This window comes from Flavobacterium sp. SORGH_AS_0622, from assembly GCF_030818825.1.
Taxonomy (GTDB): Bacteria; Bacteroidota; Bacteroidia; order Flavobacteriales; family Flavobacteriaceae; genus Flavobacterium.
This window is the reverse complement of sequence record NZ_JAUTAX010000001.1, coordinates 1,025,995-1,044,092: the sequence shown is the minus strand read 5'-3', so window position 1 is coordinate 1,044,092 and position 18,098 is coordinate 1,025,995. Positions and strand designations below refer to the sequence as shown.

The 18,098-nt window shown below is 33.3% G+C and carries 6 protein-coding genes; all 6 read left to right on the top strand.

Annotated features, from left to right (window positions below; genetic code table 11):
- Window positions 1–407: 407 nt before the first annotated feature.
- Window positions 408–7,826: a hypothetical protein gene (locus QE431_RS04450; RefSeq protein WP_307293027.1), complete on the top strand. Its 7,419-nt coding sequence runs from the start codon at window positions 408–410 to the stop codon at window positions 7,824–7,826.
- A gap of 31 nt (window positions 7,827–7,857) precedes the next feature.
- Window positions 7,858–13,683, top strand: a complete 5,826-nt coding sequence (locus QE431_RS04445; RefSeq protein WP_307293024.1) for a hypothetical protein — start codon at window positions 7,858–7,860, stop codon at window positions 13,681–13,683.
- 93 nt (window positions 13,684–13,776) lie between these two features.
- Window positions 13,777–14,931, top strand: a complete 1,155-nt coding sequence (locus tag QE431_RS04440; RefSeq protein ID WP_307293023.1) for a hypothetical protein — start codon at window positions 13,777–13,779, stop codon at window positions 14,929–14,931.
- 16 nt (window positions 14,932–14,947) lie between these two features.
- Window positions 14,948–15,325, top strand: a complete 378-nt coding sequence (locus QE431_RS04435; protein ID WP_281867617.1) for a tail fiber assembly protein — start codon at window positions 14,948–14,950, stop codon at window positions 15,323–15,325.
- A 60-nt stretch (window positions 15,326–15,385) separates the two neighbouring features.
- Window positions 15,386–16,480 carry a DUF5977 domain-containing protein gene (locus QE431_RS04430; protein ID WP_307293020.1) on the top strand — a complete coding sequence of 365 codons (1,095 nt, stop codon included), beginning with the start codon at window positions 15,386–15,388 and terminating at the stop codon, window positions 16,478–16,480.
- A 53-nt stretch (window positions 16,481–16,533) separates the two neighbouring features.
- A complete protein-coding gene (locus QE431_RS04425) occupies window positions 16,534–18,090 on the top strand; it encodes a hypothetical protein (RefSeq protein WP_307293018.1) in 1,557 nt (518 codons plus the stop codon).
- The last annotated feature ends 8 nt before the right edge of the window (window positions 18,091–18,098 follow it).

Sequence of the window (18,098 nt, the reverse complement as noted above, 5' to 3'; positions counted from 1 at the left end):
TATTCTAATGTAAGATCATTATAAAAAATTACATAATTTATTATATCTGGGCAATCTTGATTTGCTTCCCAAAAACAGAATCGCTTCTGTTAATTCCTAATTCAAACCGCAAGACTCATCCACTTCCTTTACAACTCTGTAAAGCCTCAGAACATCCATGTTAAACCACTATGCATCTGCTTTTTAAACCCCAATTTTAGACAGATCTTTACACTGTAATAAAGAAAAACACTTCAAAAACAATTCAAATCAGGCTGTTTTTTGAAACATCTTTTTGAACTCAAAAAACATAAAACTGAACAAAAACTAATGAACGTTTTAATCATTTGCAAACCCTGTTTGTTTTATACTCCCAACTTAATCATGCCGAAACACGAACCAAAATAAAGTCAAAAACAAATTAGAATATGCCAACTAATCCTATTCCTGCACATCCAATTCCTGCAGCAAGATATTATCCTCGATTATCGGAGGTTATTACTGTAGACGACTTACCCGAATTTCTATCATTTGTTGAAAATGGTCTAAATTCTATTTTCGATAAAATACATTATAAAAATTTACAATATTCAAAAGGATATCGAGGTGATTCTGCTTTTTACAGTCTTGATATTGTAACCAGCAGTCAACTAGCGCTTCCGCTGCCATTTGATCTTAAACTTGTCCTTAATCCAGATTTAAAAGACGGAGATCAGTCTATTTCATCGTTTCCAATTACACTGGAATATCAATGGGAAATTTTAGCTTTTTTAAAAACATTTAGCTCCAGCAGTTTTTCTTTCTCTATACAGGATTTTTATTCTGTAGGTCTTCAGGTTTTCCGCATCAGCGAAGAACAAGTGATTGCCCACATGATGAATATTTTTGTTGAAGCCGAAGAAGGAAAAACCAAATACGAACAGCTTTTAGCAGATATTAACTCTTTAGATGAACTAAAAGAAGATCCAACTTTTGAAGAATTAGGATTTGGAGAAGATGTTGAGCAATCAATTGATAGTATTATCACATTAATCAACAATAATAATGCAATTACAAAATCGATTCCGTTATTATTATTTGGTGTTTATATTGCTAAATCAGGTTTCACTGTAAACGAAATCAAGCAAAAATTACAAGATTTCTACAATATTGTAGCTCCAGACGGAATCGAAGCTCATATTAAGAGAATCATTACTCCAAAGGCCAAAGCCACATTAGAATTAAGTGCTGGTATCGAATTCCCACAAAGCATTCTAAAGCCTGTTGAACCAGACGGCTCTGCTTTTCCAAATCCAGCAACAAAGTCCACCTTCGTATTTGCCAAAGCGCAATTGTATGCAGATACAGAAGCTGGTATTGGTTACCAGGCAGAATTAGGAGGTACATTAACGCCTGCAAATGCCATGATTGGTAATACAGGTTTAATACTGGAATTAGATACTTTAAAAGTCGATTTAAGCAAGAAAACCAATATTCCAGAAGCTGATGCAGACGGACGACCAAATGATTTCGTTGGAGTTTATGCCCGCGCCGCTTCTGTTAAACTGCCTTCAAAGTGGTTTTATTCTAAAGACGATCCAGACAATCCTTCAACATTAAAAATTGGGGCTTCAGATTTGTTAGTGGGTTCTGGCGGTCTTTCTGGAAATATTTATCTGGAAAGTGTCCCAGCTCCAAAAAGTGGTTCATTTAATTATTTTAATGAAAAATTCGATTTCTACTACCCCATTACAATGTTTGAAAAAGACGAAGTAAATGGCGTTGTAAATGAAAAAGAAATTGCTGACTACCCTGCTTTGCTTGTTTATTTGCAAAAGTTATACGCAGCCAAATTACCTTACGTTTTTAAATTTCCATTAGCATTAAAAACAAAAGCTGGATTACAATCTTCAGTAATAAATGCGAATACAGATTATTCTTTTAGCAGCGCTATGGATTATCAGGCATTTTTGCTGGAAATAGAAGATAATACTCTTTGGAAAACTATTGGTTCTTCTGAAAAAGGTTTCAAAGTAGGTTTCAATAAATTTGATATAACTTTCAAACAAAACAAAGTTGTCAGCTCTAATATTAAAGGAGCTTTAGAAATTCCTAAACTTAAGGGAGAAGATAATAATGCATTAAAGGTTGGCCTCGAAGGTCACTTATACGATGATGGAGATTTCAATCTTACAGCTTCATTTGCTAAAGATAATAAGCCAAGAGCAAATCTATTTGATCTTGTAAACATAGATTTTAACAGTTTCGAGCTTGGTAAACAAGACGATGATTACTATTTAGGCACATCTTGTTCTGTTTCTTTTCCTAAAGAAACTTTAATGGGCAGTTTATTAAAAGGAAAAGGCTTTGAAGTTGAAAAACTTCGTGTTTACAGCGATGGAAACATTGAAGTCGAAGGAGGATCAATTCCTATTCCGATTAGTCTTTCTGTTAATTTGGGTCCTGTTCAAATGGCAGTTACCAATATTAACTTTGGTTCGACTCAAATTAACGGCCGTAAATATAATTTCTGGGGATTTGATGGTGCCATTAGTATCAATCCGCTTGGAGTAGATGCACGTGGTGAAGGTGTTAAATATTATTATGCTGTTGATGGAGGTTCAAAAGATTCATTTATCAGAATTCAAACTATTGAAGTTGATTTAATTATTCCAGGAACTGCTACAGAAGCTTCTGCTATGGCTATTATCCACGGTATGATTACGCTTCCTGAGCCTGGTAAATCTAAGGAGTTTATTGGTGAGGTTGGATTAAAACTTCCTAAAGCAAAAATTTCAGGAAGTGTTGGAATGCGTTTTATGCCCAAATATCCAGCTTTTTTAATCGATGCTAATATTGATCTACCTGTTCCTATTCCACTTGGATTCCTGGCTATTAATGCTTTTAGAGGATTATTAGGATTTAGATATGTTGCCACCAAACAAGCCGCAGGATTAACAAAAGACGATTCTTGGTATGACTTCTATAAACATCCAAAGCCGGGTATTAACATTAAAAAATTCAGCGGACCGCCAGATTCGATGGAATATGACACTCCATTTTCTATTGGAGCCGGAGCTACTTTCGGTACAGTTGCAGATGGCGGTCATGTACTCTCTTTGAGAGCAATGCTGCTGCTGTCTCTGCCTACTTTGTTTTATATTGAAGCAGGGCTTAATGTTATTTCGGGACGTTTAGGACTTATTGAAACAGATCCTAGTAATCCGCCATTTTTTGCGATGGTTGCCTTTGGTGATGATTCGTTAGAATTGGCAGCTGGAGCAGATTTCAGCATTCCAAAAGACAGTGGTCAAATTATTAAACTTCATGCACTATTAGAAGCTGGGTTCTTCTTTAAGAATCAAAAGCCTTGGTATGTAAATCTCGGAAGCAAAAAAGACCCAATCACAGCAGAAGTCTTAACCTTATTTACAGCAAAATCTTTTATTATGATTTCTGCTCAGGGAATTGAAGCCGGCGCAAGATTAGATTTCAAATTGCAGCAGAGTTTTGGTCCTGCCAAAGTTAAACTTTGGGCCTATCTAGAACTAGGAGGCAAAATTTCGTTTAAACGTCCTCAAATGGGTGGTTACATTACTGCCGGCGGAGGAATCCAAATCAAACTTTTGATTATTAATGTAGAAATTGCTTTGGATACAATATTCTCTGTAGAGTCCTTTAAGCCATTTTTAATTTATGCAAAACTGGAATTAAGTGTCCGAGTAAGAATTGGTTTTGTAAGAGTTCGTAAAAACTTTAAAGTTGAACTTCAGTGGGACATTAACCGAATTGTAGATCGTACGCCATATAGTCCGCTGCCAAAAGGAACAGTTGGAGATGGTGAGGACGACAGAACTTTAGAGAACGTAAAAGGAGTTCATATGTTAACCAATCAGGCATTTGCTCTTGATTATTTTAAATCTATTGGAGATAAAAATTACGATAAAGATAAAGTCTTTGCGAATGGTACTCCAAGACCCGAGTTTATATCCGCAGTAATTCCTTTAGATACTTATATCGATATTAAAATGGCTAAAGGTGTATTGCCTAATCCTGAGTTATCTAAAAAAATTGGAGGATATACCGCTGATGCTAAAAATTATACAGATAAGATGCCTCCTGAAGAGACATCGAAAGCGGGTAGAAAATTGCGTCAGGTGAAACATGAATACGGAATTAAATCAATCAATTTAAAATCTTGGAATGGTTCTGCATGGGTAGATTATAATCCTTTTGAAGCAGTTGTATTAGAGAAAGAAAGAACCAATGATTTGAAGAGTTTACCTTGGGCACATTGGCAGAAAGCAATTGACCAATATGATTCTATTCGTGTATTAGCAACCAATCCGTTTTCTTTTTTAAGCGCAGGAGAGCCTGGATGGCATATTCCAGAACAATTAGGAATTACACCATCAAGATTATTTTGTGCCTCTTTTGAAATCGAAAAGCAACATACAGATTTCCTTAACAAGCAAATAGGGAAACGTTATTATGTGCCGATGCAGTATGAAGCAGATAAAATCAATGGATTATTCTTCAAACTTCTTGGTGAACTTCCTGAAATTACAGCAAATAATACTCTTGAAGGCGGAGATTTCATGAGTATTACAAGCGATCGAAATCCTTTTGGCTACAATAGATCTTTGTCATTTAGAAATGATAACGAATTAGAAATTATTTTCCCTGAATCAGCAATTGATCCTACAATTAAGCTAACAACTCAGGCAAAAGAAGTCGTAATTTCTGCTTACCAGTCTGTAATTGAAGATGGCGAAAAACTAACATCTTATATCCCTGTTCGTTTTAGAAAAACCGGAACTGAGCTTTCAGAACAACAAACGTATACCAAAGCAGAATTTTTAAATGAGATAACTTTATATAGTGAAGAGGTTGATGACCAGAAGAAAAAAATCGATAAAATTGTAATTAGTCCTCTTTCTGCAAATGCAAAACGTATTAAAGAAATTAGAAATGAAATTGCAGCATTATTTGATGAAACTTCTTATGATCTAATCGGAGAAACTGAAATTAAATTGACTGATCCAGAAAAGATTGATAAATACAATTCTCTTTTAGCCGATTTAGAGATCTTAAAATTGAATGCCGGAAATGACAATGCTAATTCTGGAGGTAATCCAAATGCATTAACTTTTACGCATTATTACGGTTATAAAGGAAGAATTTCATACGTTTTTGATCAGGTAATTAAATTTAATGATTCTTATGTAATAACATTCCACCCTGAAACGAATTCAAAAACTACTATTCTGTTACAAGTTAATTCAGAAGGTAGTATTATTAGAGAGCGTTTGATTAACGGCATTGTTACTTCTTTACAAGTTGTAAATGGTAATTTATTAGTAACTCAGGCTTTAAATGCAGAACAATGCAAAGGAATCGGAGAAGCAACTGTTGATCTCGATTTTATTGTAGGGTGCCTTTCTCCTATTGCAGCAACGGCAATTGTTGAAATGGATGAAGAATTAAATCCAATCTTGGGAACGGAATATTTGAACACTTATTCTTTAGGATTTAACAAAGTATTGCCACTAACCGGAAATGATTTGCTTTGGATAACTACATTATCAAATGAAACTCAGATTTACTGGATTAAAGGAAGCGATCGAACAATTGTTTATCATTCTAATATAAACAACGAAGTAATTAAAGTTCTTCAGCATAATGATACCGAGTTTAGCCTGATCACGAAAGATAAAAAAATCATCCGTTTAGGTATTAACATCTCTTCAAAAGTTATTACAGTAACCGACACAAAGGTACTTTCAAATACTGAAATTGTTGAAATTGTTGATGCAATGACAACGAATAACAAAATTTTACTTTCGGTTAAATTATCGAACGATAAATTTGGTTTAGCGCAAATTGATGGTAATACTGTTTCACTGGTAAAAAATGATACCATTTTTGATTCAGCTGTTTATTTATCAAACAATGCATTAAATAATAATTCTATTGTCGCTTACAATGCACATTATTTGTTCGTATTTAATGAAACATTAGGTCTTACAAGATTAATTCAGAGAGAAAGCGACATTAAAAATGCTTCTATTATTCAGGTTCAAAATGAACCTTCTGTAAATGAGATCATGATGCTTTCTGCTAAATCAAACGAAAAAGGAATTTATTTTTCATTATTCAGTGATGCATTTGATAATTGTTCTTTATATCCTGCTGCTAATGTTACAGTGACAACATCAACAACTGCTTTAACAAACGGAAGTATTAACATAACCGCATTAAGCTCAGTTACCGGATTAGATTTTACAAGAAGTCTTAAAAATTCAAAAATAATTACGACTGATAATGTCATTTGTTCGAATACAGAAAGCTCCGAAGATCCTGAATTAGATTACACGACTTACATTCAAAGTGTAGAATGGCTGAGCAAAGAAGATTATTATCATAATAAAACTATTCTGGATATTCCGGCTGTAGCAGAGCAGTTTCAAGCAATGAAAGCAGCGGTCGAAAATACGGTACAGCCAATTTGGAGACCTAATACAACCTATTGTTTAGATTTTACATTAACTGATACTGTTGATGATAATAAAAAGAACCCAGCTGAATTTAAATATTATTATGGTTTTAAAACACTTGGACCAATCGGACATTATCCTGTTCCAGATCCTGTAACGCCAGAAAACCAAAATCCACCGGCAAAAAATGAATTGACAGAATTGTCTAAATCTCCATTAACATCATTAAGAAGTTATCTGGATTATAACCGTTCTTATCCAAATGCAGATGGAAGTTTACTGCAGTCTAAACCTTCGTTCTATGGAAATAAAGAATGTACTATTTCTTTATTCTTTAACAGTCCGTATACTTCTCACCTGTTTAAAAACTGGGCTGAATATGATAATGGCAGACCTGAAATTAAAGGAGCATTAAATCTTTTCATTAAAGATCCGCTGACTGATTTGTTGATCGAATTTCCAATGAAGGAAATAGTAGAAGGAGAAGAAGAAATTATTTATCCAAAACCAGAGGAAGTAGATGATGAAAGTGAAAAATGGACCGGCGATAACGATCCAAGAATTCCGGCAGGTATTCAAATATTAAACAATTTTATTAAAGATACTTCTACAATGAAGTGCAGCTTAGAGTTAGGAGATCCTTTAAAACCAAAATCATTAAAATACAAAACGAGTTTAACCAATTTAAAGCCTTCTAAACTTTACACGGTTTTAGTCAATAACTATTTTGATGGTGCTCAAATAGGAGTTACAAGTGAAAGCAAAAATATTCTGGTACATCAATTTGGATTCCAGACATCTCGCTACAAAGATTTCCAAGAACAGGTTCAGAGCTATTTCTTAGATGAAGAAAAAACGAAAGGTGCAATGTATGATGTGAAGGTCAACATGAATCAAGATCGTATTGATGCTTTGTATTATTTAATCGCTCCTAAAAGTGAAAACATTACAAATGCTTTAAGTGATTCTATTGCTGCCAAATATCAGCATTTGTTTGACCGTGCCATTGAAGGAATCTTAAAATTGTCTCCTCTTGATCCTGCTCAAAACACTGAGGTAAATAGAATTATTGATACGAATTCTGGAGAGACCATAGCGCTTTTAATTCGTAATCCTGAGCCATTTAATATTCCGAAAATGCCATTAGAAGAAATTCAAAATACAATTGCAGTACTCGATGGAGCTGAAAATCTAAAATCTGAATACAGCGTGCTGCATTCAAAAGATTACTCTCAGGCATTAATAATGCATAGAGACAAAACAATTCCAGCAGAAGAGCTGAAAATCAAATTTGAATACAAAATGTGGAATACTGAAGGAAATGGAACTTCTGTAACAAACATTCTTGACACACAAATACTGCCATTATAAAATATAAATCTTTAAAAAAATAAGACAAAAAATGAGTACTATAAATCCTCAAGAAAGTCAACTCTCGGGTTGTGAAACTTATGTAGCAATTGTAGTCGATGAATCGGGTTCAATCAATGGAAACGAAGCACAGCAGATTCGTTCAGGACTGACTTCATTTATCACTTCTCAGGCGCAAAGTAAAATCACCCTTTCATTAATTGGAATGTCTAACAGCGATACTGCTGTTAGACAAGATAATGTTATTCAGAAAAAAATTTCAAGCAATTATCAGGACTTTAAAGACTGGATTGATTTATATGGCAACGGAAGAGCTTACATACAATCTGATTACTGGGCATCTGGTTTAAATGCTGTTAAAAATCTGTCGGTTACTCCTGATATCGTTTTTGTAATTACAGACGGTATGCAGGTCAATAATTCTAATTTATTGAAAAGCCTATTTACTGATTTAAATCTTACTTCGAAAGTTTTTGTGTATGGAGTTACAAGCTCTGCTGAGAATATTGACGAGTTGACAACACCGCTCGCGAATTTTTTAGAAAGAACACCAATCTCTAAAAATGACAATATTTCTGCTATGAATTCTGATTATATCAGAGTTTCAGATTTTAGTACTTTAGGAATTGAATTAAATAAGCTTGCAGACGATTTATCTAAATTGCAAATAGGCTGTTTCCCTAATGTAACCATTGTTGATAACAAGTTGATTTATCCTTCTTTGAAGAAAGGCACACGAATTAGCCAACCATGTGGAACTTTGGTTCTTACTAATAAAAGCAGAGTTCCTCTGACTTTAAATGCAGGTACAAAAATTCATAGTGAAAACAATTTAAACGGACTTGTCTTTAAGCTTCAAAACTCGGTTACAATTCCTGGAACATCTCAAGTTGAAGTTCCAATTCAAATTGAAGGCCGACCTCTTGCTCTTGGTGTTTTTTCAGCGCTTGTAACTTTAAATAATGTCAAAAACCCTTCAGGAATTAGTATTAAATTTAATATTGGCAGAACGTCATCAATAATTGATATTTCATCAGAAAAAACAAATCTGCAGTCTACCTATTTACAAATTGCCACAGCCGGTTCGAGAGGAATTGACAGTACGAAAGGAATTCACCTTCGCTGGATTCTGGCAGGCAGATTAGGAGAAAATCATCTTCCAAAAGGAGAATTATTTAAAGGTGACAATTCTAGTTTAAGTTTTAATAAACCGAATGATTTTGTAAAAGTATACAGAGCACCTTACACAAAAGTCAGTCAAACCGTAAATCTAACCCAAAATCCTAATGTTGTCGACAACAAAAAGGCGCTTTGGATTTATAAAACAACAAATCCGCAGAGATCTGTTTATATTAATTTTCAAAATAAAACAAAATATAAAACCGTTAAACTTAGCATAGATCCACTAACAAATCCTACTGCTTTTATGCAGGCTTACGGAAACAATTTGATTGAAATTGAATCTAAAACAGATTTGTTTTTTGCTGCAGAATTGGATTTTTCCTCTTCAAATATTTCAAAAAATGTCAAGCTTGAAACTTTATCTGTAGCCGAAAATAAGATTATGGCTTCTAAAAGAGTTAGCAATCGTAAATCTTATTCTTCACAACAATTAAATAGTACTATTCGATTAGTTGCCGAAAATGGCCGAAGTATTCGCTTTAAAGCAAATAATTGTCTTTTAAATACAATTCAATTTGAGTTTTATTCTGATTTCATTACAAATGCTAATGCTAACGGAGATTGGAACTTAAAAGGGAATTATGCCTTAAGCACAGAAGACATGACCGTTTTTGGACAGCTAGAACCAAAACCAAATGCAGTTCATGGAAAATGGTTAAAATTTAATGATGGTGAATATGTAAATATTAAAAATTACAAAGACAAGTGGAATAAGCCTACTAACGAAAATGATATTACTGATGAAAACATCAAATGTATTGTATCTAAATACATTGATTTAAGTAAGGAAGGAGATAATCCAACGGCAGAAAAAGATATTCCTTTTGGGGATCGTATTCCTATAAACGAACCAAAAGAAGGAGAAGAACAACAATATGCTGAAAACTTAACTAAAATATCTTATCTGGATCTTTTAAACATTGCTGCAAACGACTACCATGTTGCACGTATGCTAGGATTGGGCTGTATTGATCTTGATGATGAAGTTTTATCTGGAGAATATATTTATTTAACTGAATATACCACTTTTGGAAGTTTGGAAGAAGGTATTGAAGGAACTGAAGTACAACATCTTTCGATGAGTATTCCGACTTCAATAAATACAGAACGAATGCCTCTTCCTGTTCAATTAAGTAAGATTGTTCCTGGATTAAATGTGGACTCAGAAGAAAACCCAAATGCCAGGATTACAGATTCTGAAGGTTATAGTTTTGATGGAAAGAAGAGATATGTCAGCTTATTTATGGATGATGTTTTAGATTATGATATCAGTAAAGATAATAGTGATTTCTTTAAATCTTCAGCAGAGTACGATGGAAGTGCATTTACATTTCCCATTTATTTAGGAATTGATCATAAAACTGAAACAGAATCAAAATGGAAAAGTCCGGAATTATCGCATGATATCGAATACAAAAGTGTTAATCAAAATTTCAAAGAATCGGAATATGAAACCGTTCCGATTATTATTCCTGATGCTGGAAAATCAATTTTAAATGCAGTTCAGGAACAAACAGGAGAACACACTTATATCTATCAGGGATATGGAATTAATATTTTCTCAAGAGCAACATCTGGACGCCAAATCAGCATTAAATCTAATATTAAACCTGCCAATAATTTAATGCCTCCGAGCAACATTAACACACTTCTTGTTACAGAAGAAAAACCGTTAATGTTTACCTCCTTGTCTGAACAGGAATTATTGGGTAAAATTACTGGAGAAGATAAAACATTAGTTAGAATTTTGTTTGATTATTATTCAGCTCAGGAATTATTGAGTTATCCTGTTCCTAGTGAAATTTCTGTTGAAGAAGCTAAAACTAACAAGGAATCTATTTTTCCTGATGATAAGGAAATACTTGCTGACCATTTTAGACTGTATTATAAAGACGGGCTTCCTGAAGTTGAGTACGGTCAAATTGAAAGTATTGAAAACAAATCTATAAATAATCTTACCTCTTTTGTTAAAATAAGAGAGTATAAGATTATCAGCAGCGGGCAAGAGGTTAAAATTGGATTAGACAACTCTAATAAATCACGATTTGACGGAGGAATATTAACGATTGGAGATCAAAATTATGTTATCCAGAATGTTGAAGTTGTACTTAAAAAAGATGCTCAAAATAACGATGTTTTTGATTATGCATTAGTTGAAGTATTAAAAAAAGAAGTAACTGACAAACTTCATGCTGATGGCGATGCAACAATAGATTCTGAACAGATCCAAAACATTCAAATACCAGAGAGTAGATTGTGTACACTGGTTCAGAACATGCAAACAGATTCTAACTGGCATCAGCCTCAAATTGCTTTTAAAGTTGAATATCCTGAGAGTTTGAATGTCATTCATAGAGAGGTTATTGAACATACAAGTGAAAACGGAACTGATTTACAGCTACAAAAAACAAGAGGACTCTGGAAAAATGCAGTAATAGAAAGGCATTTTGAAGTTTCTTATGAAATGAATTCAGACGGAACGTATAAATTGGATAAAGATGATAATCCAATTGAACTAGCTGAGAAAAAGCATTTAGGATTATACAAAATCATTTTCCCAAATTTTAATTTGCCTCAACATCCTCAATTTAAATCAGAAAACCAAAACTCTGTAGAATGGTCTAATGGTATTGTACGATTGTTTACAAAAAGTGCAGTACAGGAAGGAAGTTCTGTTCCTGTAAAATCGAGAAAGGAGTTTAAAGTTTTTAAAACAGAAAATATTGGTACTACTGGAGATCTGGTCTTATATATCGATGATCCTGATTTTAAACTTGGCAATTATTCAACACAAACAATGGCGGATAATTATGATGAAATTATTGGTGCAATAGACGGCCCGCTTAAAGAAGATGACGTACGAAATTATGATGATAATGATGTATCTCAAACTGTAAACTATTATCCGAGCTATAAAGTTTATTTATACGCTGATGCAGTTTCCGGAATTACACAAGAAAATGTTCAGCCAAGAGAAAATGAAAGTACCCACTACTCTATCTTCGGAATTAGTACACATGCAAAAACTGGTATTGACTACAAATCGAAGATTAGTATTCCGAGTCCGATGTACGCTGTTAAAATTGAGAAACCGGAAAAACCTGAAGAAATTACAGGTGGTAGTTTGTATGCAACCCGTCCTGATTTTTACAACCGATCATCTTATACTTTTATTACTAAATACAGTCAAAAACGCAAGCCTTACGGATTATTACATTACAGAGCCAATGATGAAGACCTTTTAAACATTTTGTACCAACCTGAAACAGTGAGTACTATTCGTGAAGAATTAAACAAATTGGGTGGAAATGATGAAATCAGCTTTAATGAAAGATGGAAAGACTTTTTGGATTTTAATGGCCTTGCTTTGAGTGGGCATTATAAAACTTTGCCAGAAAATGAATCTGAAGAAAATTACCGATTTCCATTGCCTGACAACGAAGATTTTATAAAACTGATTAATGATTTTATTGAATGGCACAATAAAGCGCAAGGTACACAAGAAAATACGATAACATCTATTACATCATTAAATAAGGTTCTAATTTCACAGGGAGTTCAAGATCCTTTATTAGTAGTTCATTTTGTAGAACAAGCTATTCATGCGGCTTTCGTTCCCTTAACCGAAGTACCAGTTGTTTATGAGTATATTAAAGGTAATGACTATGTCCCTGTTAACAAGAAACAAACCATTAAAGATAAAAATGGAAACGCTCTAAAACCTACTGATAATGATTTTGAGATCGCACCAATGATGAAAATCATTAATGAAAGTGAAAACATAGCACAGTTTACCGACTTTAATCTCGATGGAAATTCACAAAACATCTATTTCTACGCTGTTCGCGAAATGGATATTAAGATGAATTTTGGAGAGTTTAGTGATCTTATTGGGCCTGTAAAACTAGTTGCTTCTACTCCGCCAAAAACACCAGAAATTAAGCGAATTATGCCAATTCTGGAAAATCAGGTTTTAGGAATTAAACCAGCAGTTCAAATTGAATTAAATGCTTATCAGCCAGAATATAAAATTAGAAAAATCAATGTTTATCGCGCAAACACAATGCTTGATGCGCAATCGATAAGAACAATGAAATTGGTGAAAGAAGTTTTAATTAATGAAGAAACTTTGTCTGCAGATTTTGAGAATGTATGGAATGTTTATGATGATTTTGAAGATTTAGAAAATGTACCATTTGGTGATGGATTGTTTTACAGGATTACCGTTTCAAAACAAATTGAATATGCAGATTCAGATTCGACAATTGATAATCCTATCATAAGCATCGATTATGCACCATCACAACCGTCAAAAATTACAGCTGTCGTTATTGTGGATAATGTTTCGCCAGAATCTCCGGACTTAGAAGTTTCGGGAGTGCCAACAGGAACAAATGGAGAAATCTTAAAACCAATAGTTTTCAATTGGGAGAAAACAGTTCATAATGGTAAATATCATTTATATAAAATGAATAATCAGGGGAATTGGGAAAAAATTCATGAACTCAAGTCAAACTTAAACGAAGTTATTCTTCCTCTCAACGACATTGAAAAATTTACCGACGAATTAGTAATAAAAACAGAAGATGGAGACCGAATCTATCATCACTTTAAAGCGATTTCTGAAAATTCATCTGGTATGTACAGCAGTGATGAAAAAATCCTAACTCTTTAAAAAACTATTAAATACCAATGAATTACCTCATTGGTATTTAATATCGAGTCTTATCAAAAAACATTTAAAAGCAAAGAAATAAAACTATATAACATGGCAACAAGCAGAAATGACTTTCGCAACAAATTCAATGACGGAGATATTCCCTCACACATTGACTTCGTAGAGATTTTTGAAAATTTCGTTCATAGAGACGATGACAAAGCTAATTTTCAAATGGTCGAAACAGGTACAGATAATGAACATTATATAACTCCAGCACTTTTAAAAGTTGCTTTTCAAAATGCCGGAATTATTTCTGGTAATTGTTATGTCCCTTTCAAAGAATTTCAGGATAACTTTTCAGGATCATATATTCAGTTAAATCATACCCCTATTGAGGACAGTGTAAAGGTTTATAAAAATGGTCAGTTACTAAACGAAACTAACGATTACAATTTAAATGATAATGCCATCATTGTTTTTTCTGATCCCATAAGCAACCGCAATATCGAAGTAAATTACTGGGCTAAAAATATCGATACAGAACCAGATGATCCTAATTCTGATCCTATTCTTGGAAGTTTATCTGTTCCTTTCAAAGAAAATTTTGATCATGACACTTTTAATGATGATAAAATTACTTTAACAGAAATTCCTATTAAAGATAGTATTCGCATCTACAAAAATGGTCAGCTTCTTAGAGAGGGAACTGGTAAAGATTATATCGTAAACTACAACAATGGAATAATTACATTTTCTGCTGTAATAAGCGATCGTAATATCGAAGTAGATTACTGGTATAAAAGTTCTGTTTCATTATCAGATTTGGAACTAAATAACAAATACGTTGATTTAACAACAGCTCAAACTATTGCAGGAATTAAAACTTTTACTGAAGCAACAGAAAGTAAGAGTTTCATTAAAACCGGCGGAACTTCAAGTCAATTTTTAATGGCAGACGGCTCAGTTTCGACCTCTCCAGGTTCGGATTATGATGCTGGACATTCTATAGGTTTAATCCCTTTTACTGGAGGCTATCAAAAATTTAGCAACGGATTAATATTACAGTGGGCTCATTTAATGAGTAATGCCAATACGTATACTTTTCCTTTAACCTGGCCAAATGGTGCTTTGAGTGTTATCGTATCAACTTTAAGAACAAATTCGGGAAGCAGAGGATATAACCACGTGGGTAATATTACAAAGAATACTTATTATGCCCTTATCGATGCCAATGAAGGATATATGTTCTCAATTGGATATTAACAATAAACTTTAAAAAATGAAAAATACATATAAAGGAACTTACGACCAAAATGGAGAATACACAGGTTTTTATGTTGAAGGAATTCACGAAAACATTCCACAGCCTAATATCGAACTAACCGAAGAAGAATGGCAGCAGGCATTGTCAAAAAATTATAAAGTAATTAATGGAACTCACACTCACTTTCCTTTCATTCAAAGTCAGGAAGAACTTCTAGAAAATATTAGGGCTACTAGAAACACCTTATTAACCGAAAGCGACTGGACACAAGTAGAAGATTCACCACTTTCTGAAGAGAAAAAAAGCGCTTGGAAAAATTATAGACAAGAACTTAGAGAATTAACTGATATCGATGATTTAGCATCTATTGTCTGGCCAATACAGCCAGTTTAATCAAAGTAATTGTTTAATGTCTTTTTTAATGATTTAAGAAAGCAAATTATTAATGAATATATGGAAGAAAACACAACATATAAGCCTTTTTCGTATTTAGACAATTATATTCCTGTTGAAGGCGAAACTGTTTATTATAATACAGAAAAAACTTTAAATAAAACCAAAAATGATTGTGCTGCAGGAATGGGAAGTTCTGTTACACTGATTGCTCCAGCAAATAAATTTGTATCAAATTTGAGCATTAACGATGCAAATGAGCAAGCACAAGAATGGTTAAATACCAATAGTCAAGCGTATGCCAATAACGTAGGAACATGTTTAATTGATTCTACTCCACCAAGTAGTTTTTCTTTAAGTCAGACATCTATTACTGCAACTACAGTATTATTAACATGGACTCCTGCAATAGACAATATTGGAGTTGTTGCTTATGACATTTTCATCGACGATAGCTTTTTAGATTCTATTTCATCTAATGTGTTTAGCTATGCTGTCACAGAACTCTCATCATCAACCACATACAATTTTTATATAAAAGCAAAAGATGCTGCTGGCAATTCGACTAATAGTAATATTCTAGCTGTTACTACTCTGCCTATTACTTTAATTTTACCTGTAACTAAATCAGCAATATTTGAAAATAAAAATAGTAACTGGTCAATCTGTCACGATGCCGATGCAGCAACAACTTATTATGAAGGAAATGCTTACTTAGGAGCTGCAAAAGATGCATCAGGATTTTCCCTTAATAGATACAGAGGAGCAATTGATACCTCATCAATTACATCGAACCCTAAATCTGCTAAAATAAAATTTAAGTTCGCGACAAATGCAGTTGGTAACGCATTAACTTTTAATCTTTATACCTCTAACATTCGAATTCCTTACTTTAAAAATTTTGAACTTATTGATTGGAACGATTGGGATTCTAATAATTTTCTTGGCAGTGTAATAGTACCTAGTAACTCAACTGCATATGTAGAAATTACATTAAATCCTGCTCAATTCTATTTACTAACCCAACGAGAAGGTTTTAATTTTTTCCTAATCTCAAATGGGGACAAAGATATGAGCACACCAACTACAAATAATAGACCAATCCTCTCTACTACAACAGATACTGGTGAAATTTATTTGGAATGTGAGTTTTAGATTTATTTAATCTCAAAACTTAATAATAAAAACAAATTTAAATACCACAAAAAATGGATACAAATCACAATAGAATAAAAGTGGCTGATTTAGAAACAAATCAGCCAGATAAAATTTTAAAAACAAATGAAAATGGCGAATTAGAATTTAGTGATAATGTTACTGGTGGTTCTCAGGATTTACAATCAGTTCTAGAAAATGGAGCTTTTGCTGTATTTGATGGTCGAAAAGTGATTTCTCTTTTTTCAGATTTAGCACCAGAAGATATCCTTTTGAGGGCTTCAAATGAAGATAATAGTAACATGTGTGCTCTTGATATAAATAAGGATTTGGTAAATCTTTTTTTTTATAAAAATGGCGTGCAAGGAGGTTTAAGTATTCAAGATGGATTACTTAAATTAAATCAATCGACTGCTGGATCTGCAAATACTCCTAATACAAATACTTCATTAAGTTTTGAAGCACCTGTAGGAGATTTAAATGATGGTGGAACTGTTATAAAAATTCCCGCAAAGCCTTCCAGAAAAGATGAAAACAACAACCCAATTCCCTATAAATTAGCAACTTTAGATGATGTTTCTATTCCAGTTTCAGCAACAATTCCAGGAATTATAAACAACACATCTCTTCAAGAATTAGGGGGAGTAGATAAAACAATATATGGAGTTAGAATAGGTAGAGGAAATTACTCTGGAACAAATAGTAATACGGCTTTGGGCGGAAATACTCTTTCATCTAACATATCAGGTATACGTAACACTGCGGTAGGTAGATCGGTATTACCCGCTCTAACCACAGCAAGTGATAATACAGGTTTAGGTTCACTTACATTGAATAGTGTAACTACTGGAACTGGGAATACGGGATTAGGATCTTCTAATTTGTATTATACAAAGACAGGAGGTTATAATACAAGCGTTGGTTTTGCTACAATGCAGAATAATATAACTGGATCATATAATACAGCTTTAGGTGGAAATGCAGGATTTAGAATAAATTCAGATTTTAACATTGCTATTGGTTATAGAGCTTTTGGTAGTGATGTTTCGCTTCCAGCACCTTCTACAGGGCAATATAACACTGTTATTGGATTCCAAGCAGGTAGAGATTTGACAACAGGTTCGAATAATATTTTAATTGAAAATATTACAAACGCAAGTATAACATCAGGAAGCAATAATATTGTTTTAAATCCTCGACAAAAATCAGGAATAAATACAGGAAGCGGTAATACTATTATAGGAGGTTTTGATGGTGCATTTGCTCCTAATGATTCTGAACTAGTAGTTTTAGCTACTGGTACAGGTAAAATTGCTATAAGAAAAAATACCAATGATGAATTAATTGCACCAACATTAACAAAAGCCCTAATCGATTCAGGAGGTGCAAGATCTTTAATTACTAAAGAATATTTAGACGCTACTTTAGATATTATCGGTTTAATTAATAATTCTACAAATACGAGTTTAAACGCTGCAACATTAAATTCTACATATCCAAATGCAAGACAAGGATTAAGAGTTTATTGCCCTTCCATCTCTGGAGGAGCATTAATGTACGAAAAAACAGGAGACAACTGGATTCAATTTGCAGTTACAACCGTGCTTTAAGCATAAGT

Coding starts and splice junctions, on each gene's coding strand:
- QE431_RS04445 (WP_307293024.1), top strand. CDS start 7,858: ATGAGTACTATAAATCCTCAAGAAAGTCAACTCTCGGGTTGTGAAACT.
- QE431_RS04430 (WP_307293020.1), top strand. CDS start 15,386: ATGGAAGAAAACACAACATATAAGCCTTTTTCGTATTTAGACAATTAT.
- QE431_RS04440 (WP_307293023.1), top strand. CDS start 13,777: ATGGCAACAAGCAGAAATGACTTTCGCAACAAATTCAATGACGGAGAT.
- QE431_RS04435 (WP_281867617.1), top strand. CDS start 14,948: ATGAAAAATACATATAAAGGAACTTACGACCAAAATGGAGAATACACA.
- QE431_RS04450 (WP_307293027.1), top strand. CDS start 408: ATGCCAACTAATCCTATTCCTGCACATCCAATTCCTGCAGCAAGATAT.
- QE431_RS04425 (WP_307293018.1), top strand. CDS start 16,534: ATGGATACAAATCACAATAGAATAAAAGTGGCTGATTTAGAAACAAAT.